Source organism: Janthinobacterium sp. BJB446, assembly GCF_002735655.1.
Lineage (GTDB): Bacteria > Pseudomonadota > Gammaproteobacteria > Burkholderiales > Burkholderiaceae_D > Janthinobacterium > Janthinobacterium lividum.
The window spans coordinates 1,969,937-1,987,588 of record NZ_PDZK01000001.1 but is presented as its reverse complement, the minus strand read 5'-3'; the positions used below and the strand labels follow the sequence as shown (position 1 = coordinate 1,987,588).

Annotated in this window: 18 protein-coding genes, 1 tRNA gene and 3 pseudogenes; 13 read left to right on the top strand and 9 right to left on the bottom strand. The window is 56.8% G+C overall.

What is annotated here, in order from left to right:
- Positions 1-5 precede the first annotated feature (5 nt).
- Both CSQ92_RS08795 and CSQ92_RS08790 read left to right on the top strand, forming a co-directional pair.
- A tRNA-Val gene (locus tag CSQ92_RS08795) sits at positions 6-80 on the top strand.
- A gap of 291 nt (positions 81-371) precedes the next feature.
- Positions 372-863 (top strand): hypothetical protein, encoded by a 492-nt coding sequence (locus CSQ92_RS08790; protein ID WP_218964044.1) that lies wholly within the window; start codon positions 372-374, stop codon positions 861-863.
- A gap of 410 nt (positions 864-1,273) precedes the next feature.
- Here the strand turns inward: CSQ92_RS08790 and CSQ92_RS08785 are convergent, their stop codons facing one another.
- Positions 1,274-2,200 (bottom strand): NAD(P)H-dependent oxidoreductase, encoded by a 927-nt coding sequence (locus CSQ92_RS08785; RefSeq protein WP_306532417.1) that lies wholly within the window; start codon positions 2,198-2,200, stop codon positions 1,274-1,276.
- Between CSQ92_RS08785 and CSQ92_RS08780 the strand changes: the two genes are divergently transcribed.
- Both CSQ92_RS08780 and CSQ92_RS28645 read left to right on the top strand, forming a co-directional pair.
- Positions 2,199-3,104: a LysR family transcriptional regulator gene (locus CSQ92_RS08780; protein WP_099393883.1), complete on the top strand. Its 906-nt coding sequence runs from the start codon at positions 2,199-2,201 to the stop codon at positions 3,102-3,104. The two genes, CSQ92_RS08785 and CSQ92_RS08780, sit on opposite strands and share 2 nt — an antisense overlap.
- Before the next feature lie 380 nt (positions 3,105-3,484).
- The gene (locus CSQ92_RS28645) at positions 3,485-4,036 is read left to right on the top strand and encodes a hypothetical protein (RefSeq protein WP_143450316.1); all 552 of its coding nucleotides are present in this window, start codon (positions 3,485-3,487) and stop codon (positions 4,034-4,036) included.
- 39 nt (positions 4,037-4,075) lie between these two features.
- Here the strand turns inward: CSQ92_RS28645 and CSQ92_RS29345 are convergent.
- Both CSQ92_RS29345 and CSQ92_RS08775 read right to left on the bottom strand, forming a co-directional pair.
- Positions 4,076-4,219: pseudogene (locus CSQ92_RS29345) on the bottom strand (IS5/IS1182 family transposase); the annotation flags it as partial.
- Between the two features lie 52 nt (positions 4,220-4,271).
- On the bottom strand, positions 4,272-5,930 hold the full coding sequence (locus CSQ92_RS08775; RefSeq protein ID WP_180276973.1) for a glycoside hydrolase family 13 protein: 1,659 nt from the start codon (positions 5,928-5,930) through the stop codon (positions 4,272-4,274).
- Between the two features lie 483 nt (positions 5,931-6,413).
- Between CSQ92_RS08775 and CSQ92_RS08770 the strand changes: the two genes are divergently transcribed.
- From CSQ92_RS08770 to CSQ92_RS29610, 7 genes and pseudogenes are all read left to right on the top strand, one after another.
- On the top strand, positions 6,414-6,830 hold the full coding sequence (locus CSQ92_RS08770; protein ID WP_099387980.1) for a PAAR domain-containing protein: 417 nt from the start codon (positions 6,414-6,416) through the stop codon (positions 6,828-6,830).
- Positions 6,827-7,339, top strand: coding sequence for a DUF4123 domain-containing protein (locus CSQ92_RS08765; protein ID WP_225317467.1), 513 nt, complete (start codon positions 6,827-6,829; stop codon positions 7,337-7,339). The genes CSQ92_RS08770 and CSQ92_RS08765 overlap by 4 nt, the downstream gene beginning before the upstream one ends.
- Positions 7,323-7,670, top strand: coding sequence for a hypothetical protein (locus CSQ92_RS08760; RefSeq protein ID WP_099393881.1), 348 nt, complete (start codon positions 7,323-7,325; stop codon positions 7,668-7,670). The genes CSQ92_RS08765 and CSQ92_RS08760 overlap by 17 nt, the downstream gene beginning before the upstream one ends.
- Complete coding sequence (locus tag CSQ92_RS08755) at positions 7,670-8,254, top strand: Tox-REase-5 domain-containing protein (RefSeq protein ID WP_099393880.1); 585 nt, start codon at positions 7,670-7,672, stop codon at positions 8,252-8,254. Before CSQ92_RS08760 ends, CSQ92_RS08755 begins: the two co-directional genes overlap by 1 nt.
- Before the next feature lie 79 nt (positions 8,255-8,333).
- Positions 8,334-8,987 (top strand): immunity 52 family protein, encoded by a 654-nt coding sequence (locus CSQ92_RS08750; RefSeq protein WP_180276972.1) that lies wholly within the window; start codon positions 8,334-8,336, stop codon positions 8,985-8,987.
- 539 nt (positions 8,988-9,526) lie between these two features.
- Complete coding sequence (locus tag CSQ92_RS08745; RefSeq protein WP_257219171.1) at positions 9,527-10,240, top strand: immunity 52 family protein; 714 nt, start codon at positions 9,527-9,529, stop codon at positions 10,238-10,240.
- Positions 10,241-10,360: 120 nt separating this feature from the next.
- Positions 10,361-10,494 (top strand): annotated as a pseudogene (locus CSQ92_RS29610) (IS110 family transposase); the annotation flags it as partial.
- 299 nt (positions 10,495-10,793) lie between these two features.
- Here CSQ92_RS29610 and CSQ92_RS08740 read toward each other — a convergent pair.
- Positions 10,794-11,123, bottom strand: a pseudogene (locus tag CSQ92_RS08740) (LysR family transcriptional regulator); the annotation flags it as partial.
- Complete coding sequence (locus CSQ92_RS08735) at positions 11,116-12,651, bottom strand: MFS transporter (RefSeq protein ID WP_257219170.1); 1,536 nt, start codon at positions 12,649-12,651, stop codon at positions 11,116-11,118. The gene CSQ92_RS08735 and the pseudogene CSQ92_RS08740, both read right to left, overlap by 8 nt.
- 192 nt (positions 12,652-12,843) lie before the next feature.
- Here CSQ92_RS08735 and CSQ92_RS08730 point away from each other — a divergent pair, with 192 nt between their 5' ends.
- Positions 12,844-13,746: a LysR family transcriptional regulator gene (locus tag CSQ92_RS08730; protein ID WP_099393878.1), complete on the top strand. Its 903-nt coding sequence runs from the start codon at positions 12,844-12,846 to the stop codon at positions 13,744-13,746.
- A 429-nt stretch (positions 13,747-14,175) separates the two neighbouring features.
- Here the strand turns inward: CSQ92_RS08730 and CSQ92_RS08725 are convergent, their stop codons facing one another.
- Positions 14,176-15,399: an FAD-dependent monooxygenase gene (locus CSQ92_RS08725; RefSeq protein ID WP_099393877.1), complete on the bottom strand. Its 1,224-nt coding sequence runs from the start codon at positions 15,397-15,399 to the stop codon at positions 14,176-14,178.
- Positions 15,400-15,536: 137 nt separating this feature from the next.
- On the opposite strand from CSQ92_RS08725, the gene CSQ92_RS08720 reads away from it, so the two are divergent.
- Complete coding sequence (locus tag CSQ92_RS08720) at positions 15,537-16,454, top strand: LysR family transcriptional regulator (protein WP_092606833.1); 918 nt, start codon at positions 15,537-15,539, stop codon at positions 16,452-16,454.
- Positions 16,455-16,537: 83 nt separating this feature from the next.
- On the opposite strand, the gene CSQ92_RS28635 is transcribed toward CSQ92_RS08720, so the two are convergent.
- The 3 genes from CSQ92_RS28635 to CSQ92_RS29335 form a co-directional block, all read right to left on the bottom strand.
- Positions 16,538-16,807: a hypothetical protein gene (locus CSQ92_RS28635; protein WP_034784458.1), complete on the bottom strand. Its 270-nt coding sequence runs from the start codon at positions 16,805-16,807 to the stop codon at positions 16,538-16,540.
- 370 nt (positions 16,808-17,177) lie between these two features.
- Positions 17,178-17,369 (bottom strand): hypothetical protein, encoded by a 192-nt coding sequence (locus tag CSQ92_RS29340; protein ID WP_257219169.1) that lies wholly within the window; start codon positions 17,367-17,369, stop codon positions 17,178-17,180.
- Positions 17,366-17,632 carry a helix-hairpin-helix domain-containing protein gene (locus CSQ92_RS29335; RefSeq protein ID WP_257219168.1) on the bottom strand — a complete coding sequence of 89 codons (267 nt, stop codon included), beginning with the start codon at positions 17,630-17,632 and terminating at the stop codon, positions 17,366-17,368. Before CSQ92_RS29335 ends, CSQ92_RS29340 begins: the two co-directional genes overlap by 4 nt.
- Between the last annotated feature and the right edge of the window lie 20 nt (positions 17,633-17,652).

Genomic DNA, 17,652 nt, shown 5'->3' with positions numbered 1-17,652 from the left:
GCTTCGGGAGGTTAGCTCAGGGGTAGAGCACTGCATTCACACTGCAGGGGTCGCAAGTTCGAAACTTGCACTTCCCACCAAATTTTTAGTTTGTATTCAATGAGTTAGGATTTTTCATCCTGCCAAAATACGAACTTGGGGCAAACTTGGGGCAATGGGATTTTTATTCCACCGCCTAGCCTCAACGATACGGCCGCTTTCTGCGGCCGTTTTCACATCACGCTGGCGTAGGCCGCGCCTGACATTTTTCTCATTTGCTTTCTCAGCAATGGCCTCGTACACTGCGCTATTCTGATCTTCAGTTTTTCAGCGTCAACTATGACGGCGACCGCTGCGTTCGCAACGACGTGGTGCAAGGATCGGAATGGGTAATGGAAGGACATGGCGTAGCTACGCGCAAATGGGACGGGATGGCCGTCCTGGTAGAATCGGGTAAGGTATTTAAACGTTACGATGCCAAAGCTGGGTGCACACCACCTCCTGAATTTGTTCCAGCTCAGCCCGAATCCGACCCTGTCAGCGGACATTGGCCGGGGTGGGTTCCAGCTATCGGCCCTGATTCTGCCAGAATCATGGAGGGAATTGCATGGGGTAGCAAAAACCTATTTCACAACCTGCCGGTTCCCGATGGTACCTATGAGGTATGCGGCCCGAAGATTGGCACACGGCATGGCCCTAATCCTGAAAACTTAACCGAACACATTCTTGCGCCTCATGGGCGCGACATACTCGAAGATTGCCCGCGTACCTTCGAGGGAATCCGCGATTATCTGGCGACAAGGCGCATTGAGGGCGTTGTTTGGCACCATCCTGACGGGCGAATGGCAAAGATCAAAACCGCCGACTTCGGCATTAAAGGATAACGCTACAGCGAATAACTTGGGTTTGCCAAGCTATCCGATATCCAACTCAAGGAACGGATGGCGCGCTCCAACTCAAGCCATCGCAGCGCTGAGCCGCAGCAATCAAACCTCGCGACAGAGCCTGAAAACCGTCGAAGCTTAACCAGCTTTTGTTCGTGCCGGGCAGAATTCTCTGCAGGGCAGAGGAGATAGACAGGCCAGACCCAATCTCGTCGTTGAATCAGGCGACTACCCCTGCGGCCTTGTGTGCCGGCAAACCACACGGCAGGTGGCTTAGTTTAACCGGTCGTCAGGCCGTTGCTTGATTGCTGAACACCATTTGTGTCAGCGGTCATTGGCATTCGGCGCGGGAAGGTTGTCCAGTGCGTCGCCAGAAGCTTCCGTACTATGCGTGAGGATGACAATCGCCTTTACTTTAGCCCTCCAAAGGCAGTTGGGATAGGGGCGCTGAGTTCCTCGGGCGCGGCGATGTGAGCCGCCAAACCAGTCTGAGTTGGTGCGATGTAGTCGGCCAACACATGCTGGTCTGGATAGTCGCCACTGCTCTGTTGACGGAAAGCAATCGGTACGTCCTCGAACAGTCGCTTCACTCGGATGCGCCAGGCCATAGTTGCTTCAGCAATGCCGTTGCCATCGATTCGAGCAGTCTCATATACCGCGAATGTGGGTAGCACCTGCATACCGGGAAAGAACAAAGTGCCGTGTGTGATGGGAAAGAGCAGCTGCTCCAACGGCCCATTGATGCCACGGGAAGAATAGTCGTCCGCCGGCCCACCAACTGACACCGCCAGCAGTGCGCGCTTTCCGGCAAAGCCACCCTCACCGTAACGATAGGCATTGCCAGCCCCTTTGTAGCCGTAGGCCAAACCAAAGGCCCACACGCGATCTATCCACCCCTTCATGATTGCGGGCATGCTGAACCACCATAGTGGGAACAGCAGAATCACCGCATCCGCCGCCAGGATCTTTCGCTGCTCTTCTTCGACGTCGGGAGTCTGGCAACCGTTGGAAAAGGCATATCCAGATTCGTCAATGAAAGACAGGCGCTTCTGGTTAACTCGTTTGGGAAAGTCCTGGCTGTCAAACACTGCCTTCCATCCCATGGCGTATAGATCCGATTGCATTACCTCGTGGCCTTGAGCCTTCAGTACCTCGGCAGATATCTCGGCAAGTTGACACGTTACGGATGTCTGTTCGGGATGAGCATGGACGATAAGAATTTTTCTATTGGTTGACTGCATGGCGTGGCTTTCACAGAGTATTGAGAGTGGAGACAGTTTGCATTGCCTCAAGGTATCTGTGAAATCAAAAAAATTTTCTGCTACTATCCATTTCATGGATAGCAAAAAGCGTTTGGACCTCAATCTCCTGGTCACACTGGAAACCCTTTTGGTGGAACAAAACGTGACCCGTGCGGCTGAGCGCCTGTACCTTAGCCAGCCAGCAGTTAGCGCACAATTGAGCCGCCTGCGCGAACTGTTCGATGACCCTTTACTGATACCAGTGCAACGTGGCATGCTGCCAACTGCCAAGGCTCTCGAACTGCTTGATCCGCTTCGCCACGCGTTAGATCAGGTGCGCGCCACATTGACTGGACACCGCCACTTCGATCCGATAAAGGCTCGACTTACCGTTACCATCGCCTGTACAGACTACCTGCAGAAGACGGTGATCCAGCCATTGGTAGTTGCGCTACGAAAGCGTGGTCCCGGTGTGCGATTTGCTTTGCGCCATCTTGATCCGCTACAGTTGGAAGCGCAGATGGCTAGCGGCGAAGTGGACCTGGCGCTGATGACACCCGAGCATGCTCCGGTCAGTTTACGCAGCCGGCATCTGTTTGACGAGCACTATGTGCTTATCGGCAGACATAGGCATCCCGGACTGCGACGAGGACTTTCTGTTGAACAGTTCGCACGACTGGACCAGGTTATCGTCTCGCTGCGTGGAGGCGACTTCACGACGCCTGTGGACGAAGGACTCGCAGCGCTAGGCTATAAGCGTAATGTTGTGCTTTCAGCGGCGTCGTTCCTGCTCGTACCTGAAATTGTCGCGCACTCTGACTTTGTCGCCCTGGTGCCGGAACGGCTGGTGCGTAATTGCGGCGAAGTGCTCAAGGTGGTCGGATGTCCTTTTCCTGTGCAGGGCTTCGCCGTGAGCATGCTGTGGCATGAGCGCAACCATGACCACAGCGGACAACGCTGGGTACGCGAAGCTGTCATTGATCTGGTAGGCAAACTGTAACCTAAAAAGGGTTATAGTTTTTCAGATGATTTTTCGCTCTCGCGTGGATCGCAGTTCACACGATATTTGAATCACTACGAGTTTGCCAGACGCTCTTCAGACGCTCAAAATACTGCTTTTCGCAATTGGGCGGGCTGGGAGGCTCACGATGACCAGTCCACCATCAGAGCGTGACCGAGCGCACGAAGCAGATGACGGGCTAGTTTATCTTAGCCAACTGTGCCGCTATCGCGCGCGAAAGCAGGCGCTCTGCTGTTGCACCCGTCAGCTATGCCATCCTTCGCCGGCAGTTATGGCTAGGGACGGCCGGCTTTTGCTAGCGCGCGGGAGGAGTCTGTGCAGGGTAGGGGCGATAGACAGGCCAGCCCCGATCTCGTCGTTTGAGCAGCCAGCTACTAGATCGCACACCAGGTGCTTCAGAGGACACCCAGGCTCCTAACACAATCCATCGGTTCTTCATCTTCAAGAACTATGGATTAGAAGAGTCTAAGCGACTGGTGGCAATTCACTATATGGCGTTCAGCGACTCCCGTCCCACATTTAAAAAGCTCCAAACAGAGGCAGAGGCCGAAGAGGCTACCAACGCATCGCCCGCCAACGACAATCCCAGGTCGAAAACTTGGAAGTTCCTTGCTGAGCAAGACACGGACAATGCTCTCGCTATCAGTTGGATACGCTGGGTACCAGATTCCCCAATTCCACTGCAGCGCTACATAAGTAAATATGGCAAACCTGAGAAGACTGGATTTGGAGACAGTGATATGCGGCCATATGCCTCTTGGCCCAAGAAAAATATTCATGCAAACTTATCTGATGACGAAAAATTTGTCAATAACGTTGAATTTGGATTTACAAAACAGGAAAAAATTGCTGCCTGTCATGAGCGAACGGCCAAGAAATTTTGGCCAACTAGTTGCAATTATAGCGACTGAATGAACGATAAAAATTTCGATTCATATGTCTAAGAACGCTTAACAAAACCGCTGAATGTATCTCCAGCAGATGAGTATGCAGGCAAGCGAGAGAAGCGCCTGGTGGATATTGGCACGGCGTTCGTAGCGGATGCGTAATCGGCGGAAGCGGTGCAGCCAGCCCAGCGTGCGCTTACCCATCCATCACCATTTTTCCAGGCGTTCGCGCGACTCGACGTGATTGCACAACAACGCTTTACCCGCGCCCCGCCTCACACTCGTACGCGATAGCAAACGATTCGTATGGCTGCAGGCTGAGGTGGTCGGTCCAGCTGTCACGCTGGGCATAGTTGCTGATCAAGCCTTGCCCGACTATGCCGTGCAGCATTGCTGGCAGATCCAGTTCGACGTGTTCGCCGGAGAAGTTATTGACGACAACCAACTGCTGGCTACCCAGGCTGCGCCGATAGGCGAATACCTGCGGGTGCTGCTCCAGCAAAGGCAGGTATTTTCCGTAAACCATGACGTCCCAGTGCTTGCGCAGTTCGATCAGCTTCTGGTAGTGGAAGAAGACCGAATCGGGTTGTTCCAGTGCGGCCGCGACGTTGATCTCGGGGTAGTTTGGATTCAGCTTTAGCCATGGCGTGCCAGTACTGAAGCCGGCGTTGTGTGTGCTGTTCCACTGCATTGGGGTGCGTGCATTGTCCCGCCCGTTGGCGTGGATGCCGGCCATCATCGTCTCCGGCGACACGCCGGCGGCCGTGCGTTCGTGGTAGAGGTTGAGCGATTCGATGTCGCGATAGTCGTGGATGGAATCGAAACGTACATTGGTCATGCCTATTTCCTCGCCTTGATAGACATAGGGCGTACCCTTGAGAAAATGTAGCGCGGTGGCCAGCATCTTGGCCGACTCGACCCGGTAACGGCCTGGGTCGCCATATTTGGATACGGCGCGCGGCAGGTCGTGGTTATTCCAGAACAGCGAGTTCCAGCCGGCATCGGCCAGCTCAGTCTGCCACTTGCTGATGATCTGCTTGAATTCGATCAGATCGAACGGCCGCGGCTTCCATTTCCCTTCCTTGGTATCGTGGGTCATTGTGATGTGCTCAAACTGGAAGACCATCGACAGCTCCTGACGCGTCGGGTCGGAATACAGCTTGGCGCTCTCCGGGGTGGCGCTCCACGTCTCGCCCACCGACAATACATCGCGTGCGGCCAAGGTCGCTTGGTGCATTTGCTGCAGCAGCGGGTGCAGTTGTGCGCCGTTGGCGATAATCTGCTGGTCGACCTGTTTGCCGATGAGATCGATCACATCCATGCGGAAGCCGCCGATGCCCTTGTCCAACCACCAGTTCATCATGCGATGCACCTCTGCCTGCACCTGTGGATTTTCCCAGTTCAGGTCCGGCTGTCGTTTCGAGAACAGATGGAAGTAATATTCATCGCTGGCGGCGTCGTATTCCCATGCACCCCCGCCAAAATACGAACGTTGCTGGTCGGGCGGGGAGCCGTCGGCGCCTGCATTGCGCCAGATGTAGTAGTCACGGTAGGGATTATCCTTGGATTTCTTCGCCTCGACGAACCAAGCATGCTCGTCAGAGGTGTGGTTGACCACAAGATCCATCAAAATACGGATGTCGCGCTTGGCCGCCTCTGCGATCAACAGCTCCATCTCGGCCAATGTGCCGAATTCAGCGGCGATATCCTGATAGTCGGAGATGTCATAGCCGTTATCGTCCATCGGCGACCGGTACACTGGCGACAGCCAGATCAGGTTGATTCCCAGATGTTGCAGGTAGTCCAGTCTGCTGATGATGCCGGCCAGATCACCGACCCCATCGTGATTGCTGTCTTGAAAACTACGTGGGTAGATCTGATACACGACGGCGTTATGCCACCATTTCTTATCCAACATGATTATCTTTCTCGCTTATTGATTGGCGGGGTAATTCCCCATTTTTAGAGCGCTCTAAAAGTAGGGGTAAGCGGCCATGGCAAGCTTCTGTTCTGGCGCGATACCGCCAGGTGCCATGTCGCGTCAGCCGTGATGGCAACTCCAACGCCAGCATGCAAAATCGTCGATCCCATTTCGCGCCTCAAGTAGATGAGGGGTAGGCTGTCGAAGCCAATTGTGTCGTTATACCGCTCAGTAGCAGGCATTCTGCCGTGGTTGCTCGATCGAAAATAATACCATTTACCATCCGTTATGCCGGGGAAGGTTCAAGTCTACCTTTACATCGGCATCAATGTCCCAATTCGCATTTAGAACAAAGAAAAGTTCATTGCGCTTCGATCCAACCGCATTATTGTTAATTTTGAATCGTGCTAACCTGATGTATCTGGAAAATATGCTATAAATGCAACTTATTGCGTTGCAGCACCCATTCAGGAGCATCATTTGAGCAGACCTTTCATTGTCATGGGCGACAAGACCAGTCATGGCGGCACGGTCATCAGCGCCGATTTCACCTGTGACATCAATGGCAAGAATATAGCGCGCGTCGGCGACATGACGGTATGCCCCAAATGCAAGGGCACGTTCCCCATCACATCTGGACCGGCCGACGTCGTGGACGGCACTGGCAATGGTTATGCGCGTCACTTGGATTCGACCGCTTGCGGTGCAAAACTGATTTCAGGCCAAATCACGACGATCTGGTTGGACCAGTCTAGCGTGGGCGACCCGGCTGATGTCGACGACAATGACGTGATGGAAACCGCCGGCAACATCGCCGCAAATACCGACTCCGGCATTTGCCTCGAATGCTTGCTTTCTGCTGCCGCCGCTGGCGCGACCGCCGTTATCAGGGAGTGACAATATTGATTGACGTCCTGGAACGCCTGAAGCAACTTCAGCAACATCACTCGGCGCTGTGCTTATACGCACTGGTCGACGGTGTTCAATATGAGACACACCGCCAAACGCGCATGACGCAGGATGGGACGCGCTACCCGCTATTTACCGGCACACCCGACGCTGCGCTCGCGCATGCGGGACCCTGGTTGGTCGACGTGGCGGGAGCAGCGCCTTCGTTTCTTGAAGACGTGGCCGCACTGGAGCAAGAAACACCTTCCGTTACCTGGCTGTTCGCCGTGCACGACCTTGGTGGCCTGGCGCAGTTGCTGCAACTACACTTGGAAACACGGCTACCGGATGGCCGCGCAGCGCTGCTGCGCTTTTGGGATCCACGCGTGTTGGTGAAGCTGGCACAAATACTTGAGCCGGCACAGCGGGAGGCGATGTTTGGCCACATTCATGAATGGCACTTGCTGCTCGACGGCAAGCGGGCAATCATAGGGAGGCACGATGCTGACGTTCAGTGAGGAGCAATGGCGTGCAGTGCAAACCGGCGACATGAGCGATTTCGTCATCGCAGTGGCGGACCAATTTTTGGCCAAGCGTGCCGACATGGCAATCCAGCCAGGCCGGGCGGCCGTGATCGAGCGCATGCAGGCGGCGTACACCTACGCCATTCGAATCGGTTTCAGGTCCACGCCGCATATCGTACATCTGATGTATCTGGCGGCCGACGCGCCTGGGATTCATGACGACCCGCTGGTTGATGCCTACCTGCGCAAGCCTGGCGCCACGCCGGAACAGAGGTTCGACGAACTGATCGCGGTGATGGATAAAAAACTGGAAGGAGAGCACTAATGGGTGCGCTACCGATATTGGTAATACCAGCAGTCGTGGAAAAAATTTTGTTAGCCTTGGGTATCGCTGCGGGAGCAGTGCTCACGGACGAAGCCTTGCGCAAACGAAAAAAAGAGGCAGAAGACGCAAAAGACGCCCGCGTCACCCCCCTCGCGCGTGCCGAGACGCGAAGCGATACCAAAGAAAGATGCCGGTGCCCGCCAGACAAGGGTACGCTTATGGCTGTTAAACACAGCATGTCGCCCGCCGCGCGTGATTATCAAGCCCGTATCACTGGTTTTCTGATAGGCATGGAATGGTTGTTTGAAGAGAGAGACTTTGACGGCTTCCAATCCCGCTTGTGCTTGTTGCAAGAAGCAAAAGCGGATTATGACCAGTTTTTTAAGTCAAACGGTGAGTTTAAATACGACTTTCAAGAACAAATATTCGAGAATATGGCATTGAAGCAGGCCGCGGCTCAGTCCAACATTGTCAAGAATAACCCGCCAGCTTCGCTGTCATGGTACTTCCAAACGCCACTCGCTTATAAGCACATGCGCCCCCAGTTAACTGAGCTGGGCATTGCCACTTTTTACATTCCATAACATGATAATAAAATCTTTATTTAAACGTGATGCTGTGAACCCATCCATTGCGTTCCGACCTGCCGTCAAAAAAATCGCAATGGTAGCCCGTTTCTTGCAGAAAACCGAGGCGCTTGGAAAGAACTGGTTTTTGTCGCAGGATACTAAAGAGAAGTCGTTTCTGTATCCGGTTTTCGACGCTTCGGGAGAGCTCACCACAGCGGCCGAAGCCGTACTTGAGACGCAGTTCAAGGGCGAGAAATTCCGATTTCTCAGCGCCTGGAATGGCGAACTTGGAGAGGGTGAGGGCGCGACTATGGCGCTTGGGTTTAGCGACAGTGACTGGCCCGCTTGGTCGTTTAAGATCAGCTACAAAGGCGTCGGGGCGAAACGGCTTGGCATACATGGAGTGAAAGAGCTGCTGTCCATTATCGCGGGTTCTCTGCGGCCGGTATTGATCACAGTTGCACGTAACGATTATTTTGAAAAACAAGTCTTCAAAGATCGTCCAGGTGTTGGCTGGATGTTGTACCTGCCGCGTGTACTGACGACCCAGCAAGTGCCAGAAGCCCGTGCCTTGGTACCCGTCATGGCGACGGGCGAGCAAGGTAAAGACAAGCAGATCGGCACCATCATCGTAAGTGTCACCGACGAGCCTTTCAATGATGAGAATCCTGAGCACGTCAAGATCGCCAATGCCATTGAAATTCGTCTGGTCGATCAGGACTTGCTGCCTCGCTATGTCGATATTTGACACAGGATAACTCACTTCGATGGTACGAAAATATCCTGCCATGCAGGGGATAATCACTGTTCGACAACAAGGTCAAGTCAATTGGCCTTTGGTACACATCGTCCTAATCTGCAGTAGCTGCACGCTGACCGGATTTGATGCGGCCTTAGTAAGAGACGGGCACGCCGCCTACTTCGACGCTTCGACCGCCCCCTCTCTGGAACTATGGATGCGACCAGCTTTACGCTGGTCACTCCCCGCCGACCTATCACATCGTCACGCATTAACACGGGTACGCCGAGGCGCCCTTGCTCGTAAAGACGGCGTCAGCTGAACACCTGGTTGGCATTGAAACCGTGTTCGCGGGCGGTGCGAGCTACCGAGGCGCACGGTAGCAGCGGCAGCGCCACCAATGCGCGTTTGAACTCCAAGGGATGCTGGCGATAGTGGGCGATGCCACCGGTTCAACTCCGCTGGTACTTCATGCAATCTAAAAGTTATCGGTTTTTCTCAAAAGCACTCATGACCATGCGGCTTCCAATCGAAACGATATTCAATCCATGAAACGTCCCTACGAATTTACCACCATATTCCGTCATGCCAGCGCGCTTGAGATCAAGACGATGCTGGATGAACTGCATGGGCTCGTGCCTGAGCTTCTTGCTTGTTCACCGATATTGGATGGATGGCTTCTCAAAGGCAACACAAAAGCAGAAGCGCTACTTTACAAAGTTTTTGGGCCTGCTGGCCCGACCACAGCAGCAATTGCAGTGCTGACTGAGTCCTTGAAGCACGATGTGGACCCGCGTATCGTCAGCATGTGGAATGGCCGCGACGGCAGCGAAGGTGCGTCTGTTCAGTACGTTGGCCGACCGATACCGGAAACAAGTATGGTGGTACTGCGTGCAAAGCCTGGCGCCTTCGCAAAAGATTGGCAACTCGTCACAAGCCTAATTCACAAGTCCATAGTACTCTGGCATCCCACCTTCGTGACGATTGAATCGGCCGGCTACTTTGACAAAAAGGTTTTCAAAGACCGCCCAGGAATCGGCTGGATGTTGTACCTGCCTCGGGTACTCACTGTTCAGCAAGTACCCGAGGCTCGCGCGCTAGTGCCGGTTCTGGGAGCCGACAAGAAGCAGATTGGCACGATCATCGTCAGTGTCACCGACGCGCCATTCTCTGACGAGAATCCCGAGCACGTCAAGATCGCCAACTCCATCGAAATCCGATTAGTCGATCAAGACTTGCTGCCCCGATACGCGGATTTTTGAACGACATCAACCTTCGTGCGGTATCGCGGAAGGTTCTAATGGAATGGACGCCCTCTTTCAAACAGGCATCTAGGTGCCAAAATAGGGGGGCTATCTCCCTAACCGAAAGGAGCGTCCACCATGAAGATGACTACTGCAGGCATTGACCTGGCAAAGAACGTTTTTCAGGTGCATGGCGTAGATGCACAGGGTAAAGCCGTGCTGCGCAAAATTTGGATCGATCGGAGATGACGAAATACTTTGTCGATCTACCGCCAACGCATCAAGTCAAAGTCGGCGCCCCGCAAAACCTCAGCTATAACGTTGCAAGGTGTTTAGGCATGGAAGATAGCCTACCGGAACCCGCCACAGCCGGATTGGCTTTTGCTAGCGCGCGGTAGGATTCTCTGCGGGGCAGGGGAGATAGACCCCACCCCGATCACATCGGTAGATCAGGCAGCCACGCGATTGCACACCAGGAATCTGGCAGAACACCCAGGACCTAACACGATCCATCGGTTTCTCATCTTTCAAGGACTATGGGGCAGGAGAGTCTAAGCTACTGGTGGCAATTCAAGCGCCACGGCGTGATGCCGTCGGACAACGCGATGCGCAACTGGCCGTGGAAGCCGTTTGCCGCCGCTTTCACGCTATCGCGTGCCTGCTGCAAGGCGGCGAAGACGCGCGGTACATGATCGAGGAACAGTTTGCCCGCGCGAGTCAGCCGTGTACTGCGCGTGGTGCGGGCGAGCAGCACAACACGCAGTTCTTCTCCCAGCTCCTGTATGACGCGCGACAGCGGAGATTGCTTGATGTGCAGCCGCTCGGCGGCGCGGGTGAAGTGTCGTTCTTCAGCGACGGCCAGGAAGTAACGTAAATGTCTTAATTCCTTGCGATCAGTCATGCCGTCTTACCCTGCCCAACAGCAGGAGCACCAGGATCGCCGTCGCTGCCGCAGCGCCCGCCAAGACAAGAAGCTGAAAACGGAATGCGTCCTCGTATACCTGCAACAGCAGCGACCGTCCGGCCGTCGGCAAATGCACCAGCGCATTTGGTAGATCGCTCATCGCCAACCGGCTCGATGCTTCGACCAGGTCGGCATTCGCCACTTGCCCTGATGTGCCATTCGGCACTGAAGCCACCAGTCCAGAGAAAATGTTGGCGGACATCAGGGCCCCCACGGCGGCGATGGCCATCCCGTCGCCGGCCAGGCGTACCGCATTGAAGATTCCGGCCGCCATGCCCGCCCGTTCCTTGGGAACAACGCTCACGGCCAAACCATCCATCAACCCCCAAGGCAGGCCGATGCCGATGCCGATCACCAGCATCGCCAGCAAACGCGCGCTTTGCGCATCGCCGGATAGCGTCAAGCCCAAGCAGGCAAGTCCGGCTGCCGCAATGGCGAGGCCAATGCCAGAGAGCACGCCAACGTTGATCCAGCGCGCCAGCAGGCCGGCAATGAAGGGCACCACTAGCAGCGGCGCGGACAATGCAATCATCATCTGCCCGGCTGCCAGTGCGCTGTATCCTTCGACCCCGATGAATCGGGCTGGCAGCATGACCAGCAGCACGATGTACGCATAGGCCGGCGCAATCGCCAGCACCTGCACTCCGACGAACCGGGCATTGACGAACAGAGACAGGTCGAGCATGGGCTTGGTCTGCCGGCGTTCGATGACGACAAAGGCGGCCAGCAACATGAGGGCGCTCGCCAGGCAAGCCAGGACCCAGGCATGGCTCCAACCTCGCTCGGGGGCAAGAATGATGCCGTAGGTCAGCAGGGCCAGACCGGAGGTAAAGCTGATGGCGCCGGGCCAATCCAGTCCCGTGGCGTCGGGGGCGCGCGTCTCGCGGGCAAATGGTGCAATGAGTGCGGATGCCAGCATGGCGACGAGCGCCGGCAGAAAGAACACCCATTGCCATCCCAGGGTGTCGATCAGCAGGCCAGCCATAAATGGGCCGAATGCCGCTCCAGCACCGAAAGTCGTACCGATCAGGCTGAATACGCGCGTGCGGGCGTGTCCATCGAACTCTTGTGTCAGCGCAGCCATCGCGCCCGCAAAGGCTGCTGCCGCGCCCAGGCCTTGGATGAGGCGCAGGATGTCGATCCAGAGCACGGACGGCATGAAGGGAATCGCCGCCGTAATCAAGGCGAACAACAGCATCCCAGACAGCCAGACCCGCTTGCGCCCATAGGTGTCGGCCAGGCTGCCTGCGGCCAGTGTCGCACTGCCGTAGGTCAGGATGTAGGCGTTGATGATCCAGTTTAGCTCGACCGCGCTGCCGCCAAGCGCCTGGTTGATCGAGGGAACGACCACAGCGGGGCTGGCAATGCTCAACGGAATGACCGCAGCGGTCAGGCAGCCGGTCACGATCAGCGGGGTCTTATGAACCCTCGCGTCCGACGCAGATGCGATGGTGGTGGTACTCATCGGGTATCCCTTAAAGATGGCGAGTCACTCCTGGCTTCCTCTGAGAGTGACTCACGCTCTCGGATTCATGGCTGTGGCGGCAATGCCACGACGGCCCTACTGTATAACTGAGGATACAATGGAACTATTCATGGAAAAATAGTGCAGATATCATGATTAACATGACTGATTTGTCATCAATTGGAAGGTGGAATGGATAGCCACAGCGGCATGACGATCTTTGTGCAGGTCGCCGAATTGCGCAGCTTCGCGGCAGCGGGACAGCGGTTGGGTATCTCCGCGTCGGCGGTCAGCAAGGGAGTAGCACGGCTGGAGCAGAAGTTTGGCGTGCGCCTGTTCCAGCGCAGTACTCGCAGCGTGAGCCTCACAGCGGAAGGCGCGCTGTTCCTCGACCGTTGCCGGCGTATCCTTTCCGAGATCGCGGCGGCCGAGAATGAACTGGCCAGCACGACGACAAACCCGCAAGGCCGACTACGGGTGAGCCTGCCGCTGGTCAGCGGATTGATGTGGCCAGTGTTGTCTGCCTTTGCCAGCCACTATCCGCAGATCGAACTCGACCTGGATTTCAGCGACCGGCTGGTGGACGTCGTGGACGAAGGTTTCGATGCGGTAGTGCGCACGGGAGACTTGAGCGATTCCCGCCTGATGAGCAAGCGCCTGGGGATCAGCTGCTTTGTCTGCGTGGGCGCGCCACGCTATTTTGAGCGATACGGTACGCCCGAACGGCCCGAGGACATCGCCCGGCACGCTTGCCTGCTGCATCGCATCCCAAGCACCGGCCTGCTGGAAAAATGGCGCCTGCGGCGCGGCGACGAGGACCTCGACATGCGCCCCGCGGCAAGCATGACGAGCAATCACCTCGAGACCCTGCGGCATATGGCCATCCAGGGCCACGGCATTGCCTACCTGCCGGATTTCGCGGTCAGGCCGGCCCTGGATCGCGGAGAACTGGTGACGGTGCTGGACGAATGGTCCGGTTCGTCCAGTACCTTTTGGCTATTGTGGCCGTCTAATCGGCAAGTGTTGCCCAGAGTCCGGGCGTTCGTTGATTTCATGGCTGAACATCTGTTTCCGGTGGGATCTTCAGATGATTGAAAGAGCGCGTTGCCGCCCGGTCTCCCACGACAGGCCACCGCCGCGCACCGTCGCGGCGATCTTGCGCCTCTTTAGGGCTGCTGCATGAAGAAGATCCTTCATTCAACAGTAAAACGCCTTGCATGCGCTACTGGTGGCGATTCAAAGGCCGGCTTTTGCTAAAACGCGGCAGGAGTCTCAGCAGGGCAGGGGAGATAGACAGGCCAGACCCGATCTCGTCGTTGGATCAGGCTGCTACTAAATTGCACTCCAGGTGCCTGGCAAGACCCCAGACCCGAACACGATCATCGGCTCTTCTTCTTTCGACAACCATGCATCAGGAGAGCCTAAGCTACTGATGGCGATTCAGTCCGAAAATGCCAGGCTCGCTCAATAGTGAGGCGTCTCGCGGCCGGAGACGCTATGCGGTGTCTACGTTGGCATAGTCTTTCAGAGACGGTACAGACTATCGGAGCCAACGCTGTCCACCGGCGTGCCATCCGTGCAGCCGGCCATTGGCAAACCCTGCGCCCATCCTGCTGCCAAGGCATGCACGTCACGCAAGGGATCGGACGCCTTGGCGCGATCATTGCGAATGCGGCAGGTTTCAGGATCAGTGGCAAACAGGCCGCGCGCGAAAACGCGACCCTGCTCGGCCAGCTTCGCGGTCTTCGGCCCGCGGATCTCCGCGAAGCGCAGCAAGGCTGCATCGAGGCAGCCGTCCGCCCCAACCAGACACCGCGCCAGATGCCAGGCGTCTTCCAGCGCCTGACAGGCGCCCTGGCCAGATGTCGGCAACGGCGCGTGCGCCGCATCCCCCACGAGCAGCACATTGGCCCGGCTCCACGTGTGCAGCGGCTCCAAGTCGTGCACGGCAATCAGTCGGATGGCATGCGCCGGTGTCGCCTGGATGATGCGGGTGACAGGCTCCGGCCATCCCGCGAACAGATCCTCAATCTCCTTACGCATATCCGCTGCGGGCGTCGCCCCCGGCAATGGGCGTGCCTGCGCCGCCGCCCAGTAGACCAAATCCGGCCGGACCGCCACGCAACCGAAGCGATCCCCCGAACCCCAATAATCCTGAATCGCGATATCGTCCACCAAGGCACTCTTTCCCTGCGCCACACCCACCCAGTTCACGAAGCCCTGATAAACTGGCGTGTTGTCCCCCGCGACGAACCGGCGTGCCACCGAGTCCATGCGGCCATCGGCGCCGATCAGCAGATCCGGACGAATGCTTACCCCGTTTTTGAACCGCGCTACGGCTTTGCCGCTAGCATCGAGGTCGATCGCCACCGCCCGATGCCCGAATTCTACCGGGATCCCGGCCTGTGCCGCATGATCCAGCAGTACCGCCTGCAAGTCCCGGCGCAAAATCGTATGGGTCGGATGTCCCATAATCTGATCTAGCAGCGCAATATCGATGCCCCCCAAAGAATTGCCCGCGGCATCCTGGCGGTGCATGGCCACTGGCCGGCCTCCCACTGCAGCGATGTCTTGCAGCAGCCCCAGTTCCTCCAGCACAAAGCCGGCGTTGGGCCAGAGCGTAACGCCAGCCCCCATCGTCGCAGGCCCCGCCCGGCGCTCATATACGCGGGGACTGTACCCCAGCTTGCTCAAGGCAAGCGCCACGCTCAAGCCTGCAATGCCGCCGCCAAGTATTCCGATTTCCATGCTGAAGCTCTCCTATTCAACCCGTCCCGACGCGCCGCCGACGGCGATACATCGGACGAGACGGCATCTTAAATTCCGCCACTGTGGAGTACTAGTATGTGAAAATGGGCGGCTTTCATACCTTAATCGGGATAATCATGCGCAATGCCCTCGACCTGAATACCGTCCGTGTCTACGTGGCGGTCGTCGATGAACAAAGCTTTGCCGGCGCGGCACGCCTGCTGACCCTGCCATCTTCTAACGTCAGCCGCCACGTCGCCTCGCTGGAACGCATGCTGGGCGTCCGCCTGCTGGAACGCAGCACTCGCCATCTGCGCATGACGGAAGCTGGCAGGCTACTCTACGAACGCGCCAAGCCCTTGCTCGACGCCTTACTCTCCACCGAGGAAGAGCTTGGCGCAGTGCAGCGTGAACTGCGCGGCACCCTAAGGATGTGCATGCCAGGCGAAGCGCCAAGGCTGCTAGCGCCTATCCTGGCCGAATTCTGCAGCCTCCATCCCGGCGTCGAGCTGGAATGCGATACGCGCCTGACCGGTCTCGAAGCTCTCCGGGAAGACATGGACCTGTCCATCGTCTTCCATCGTGGGCGCCAGGACGACAGTACCTTCATCACCCGCGAACTCGCTACGCTGCCCAGCATCGTGGTCGCGGCGCCGGCCCTGCTAGCCAAAACTGGGATACCGCGCCAAGTGCGCGAACTTAGGTCATTGCCTTGCATTACCACCTTGAGTGCGTTAAAGGGCCAGCCCTGGCAGTTTCTCGACGCCACAGGCGAAATCGTGAAGGTATCCGTGCGTAGCCGCTATCGCGTTAACAGCGGAGAACTGGCATTGGCGGGCGCGCGGCAAGGCATCGGCTTTGCGATAGTGGCGGCCTATCCATGCCAGGAAGATCTTGCCGCGGGCCGATTGCAGGAAGTGCCGCTGGACCTGTGCCCTGCGCCGCTGCAATTGCTTGGCGTGTACAGCCATCGTCATTCCGTGACTGCGCGGGTTCGGGCTTTACTGGAATTGATACAGGTGCGGTTGGAAGGAGTCGGGAGCGGCTCAAAATGAAAATCGCATTGAAGAACGCGGCCGCATAGCCGAATGTCTGCTCCGCAACCCGAAGCGGTCATAGAATTACCGAAGTAGGCGGATCAATGAAGTGAATTCACAGCGTCTTGGATATCGTTGATCAACAAGGCGAGATCGGGATTGTCGCCGTACATGTCGAGTTCGCGAGTGGCAATCAATCCCATAGACAGCGGCCCTGGCGCTGGGTCGGAAGGACCTCCAGACACAAATCCCTCACTCCAACCTAGTTGTCGTAGGATAGATTGCCCAGGCGGCCAGCCTTTCGCTGCCAGAGGCTGAATCTGCTGAATAGCTGATTGAATCTTCCGCAAGAGCATGATTTTATCTTCCATTTTTTCTTGCTCGCACGAGTGACCGCTTGTGGTCAATTGTGTTGAAAAACGCGGGTACGTTGACGTTACGATAGAAATCCTGCCAGCCTAGACTGGCCAGAACTGCCGCTGTTGAACGATCAGCGATTGCCTGAAGGTCTGAGACCTTCAGAAATTGTTGCCGCTTGACTTCTTCAACACAATAGCTCCAAAGCAGACCTTTTTGCCATTGATTACCACGTAGGAAACAGCATGTACGTCATGCCTTCACGTCATGGTACGCAGCCCCTGGCCAGCTGGCCATCGCTGAAGGTGTTCAGGATATCTGACGGCACAAAGCGCATTTTATTGAGGCGCTCGCGCAGGAGAGCAAGCGGATGCCGGCCCAGTGTCAGGCCCACATGCCGGTAGTCCGCCACGATGTCATCGGCTCCGTGGGCGGCGCCAGCTCCAGCATGGGTTCGGCAATGGTCGTCGCGCGCATCCAATCCCGCTCCGGCACGCTCGCCGCGGCATCCCACATGGCCATGCGCCGGTTGCCCGTCAGCGTTACCAGGGCATTGGCCGACGCCAGGGCCTTCATATCCCCGCATCGCGCGTGTTTTTGAAGGGGGCTGCAGCGCGGGCTTCCTCGATGCGCCAGGCCGCCTCTTTCACCATCCCGTTGATATTATTCAAACCAAGGCGTACCGCCAGTCTGCCGTCCGCCATCGGCTCCAGGCATGCTTCCCATCCGCTCGTACAGACATCGACGGACCTTACCTCGACGTCATGCCGGCGCGCGTCCTGCACCAGAGAGGAGCGGCTATGAAAAACCATGGGCTGGCTGTTGAGCAGGGCGGCCAAGAACTCGGCGGGATGATGGC

What these genes read in the sequence shown, in the direction of transcription:
- CSQ92_RS28635 (WP_034784458.1), bottom strand. Translation starts at nt 16,807, where the DNA reads ATGGAAGATAAAATCATGCTCTTGCGGAAGATTCAATCAGCTATTCAG.
- CSQ92_RS08755 (WP_099393880.1), top strand. Translation starts at nt 7,670, where the DNA reads ATGGGTGCGCTACCGATATTGGTAATACCAGCAGTCGTGGAAAAAATT.
- CSQ92_RS08745 (WP_257219171.1), top strand. Translation starts at nt 9,527, where the DNA reads ATGAAACGTCCCTACGAATTTACCACCATATTCCGTCATGCCAGCGCG.
- CSQ92_RS08750 (WP_180276972.1), top strand. Translation starts at nt 8,334, where the DNA reads ATGGTAGCCCGTTTCTTGCAGAAAACCGAGGCGCTTGGAAAGAACTGG.
- CSQ92_RS08785 (WP_306532417.1), bottom strand. Translation starts at nt 2,200, where the DNA reads ATGAAATGGATAGTAGCAGAAAATTTTTTTGATTTCACAGATACCTTG.
- CSQ92_RS08780 (WP_099393883.1), top strand. Translation starts at nt 2,199, where the DNA reads ATGGATAGCAAAAAGCGTTTGGACCTCAATCTCCTGGTCACACTGGAA.
- CSQ92_RS08760 (WP_099393881.1), top strand. Translation starts at nt 7,323, where the DNA reads ATGCTGACGTTCAGTGAGGAGCAATGGCGTGCAGTGCAAACCGGCGAC.
- CSQ92_RS08725 (WP_099393877.1), bottom strand. Translation starts at nt 15,399, where the DNA reads ATGGAAATCGGAATACTTGGCGGCGGCATTGCAGGCTTGAGCGTGGCG.
- CSQ92_RS08735 (WP_257219170.1), bottom strand. Translation starts at nt 12,651, where the DNA reads ATGAGTACCACCACCATCGCATCTGCGTCGGACGCGAGGGTTCATAAG.
- CSQ92_RS08730 (WP_099393878.1), top strand. Translation starts at nt 12,844, where the DNA reads ATGGATAGCCACAGCGGCATGACGATCTTTGTGCAGGTCGCCGAATTG.
- CSQ92_RS08720 (WP_092606833.1), top strand. Translation starts at nt 15,537, where the DNA reads ATGCGCAATGCCCTCGACCTGAATACCGTCCGTGTCTACGTGGCGGTC.
- CSQ92_RS08775 (WP_180276973.1), bottom strand. Translation starts at nt 5,930, where the DNA reads ATGTTGGATAAGAAATGGTGGCATAACGCCGTCGTGTATCAGATCTAC.
- CSQ92_RS08790 (WP_218964044.1), top strand. Translation starts at nt 372, where the DNA reads ATGGAAGGACATGGCGTAGCTACGCGCAAATGGGACGGGATGGCCGTC.
- CSQ92_RS29340 (WP_257219169.1), bottom strand. Translation starts at nt 17,369, where the DNA reads ATGAAGGCCCTGGCGTCGGCCAATGCCCTGGTAACGCTGACGGGCAAC.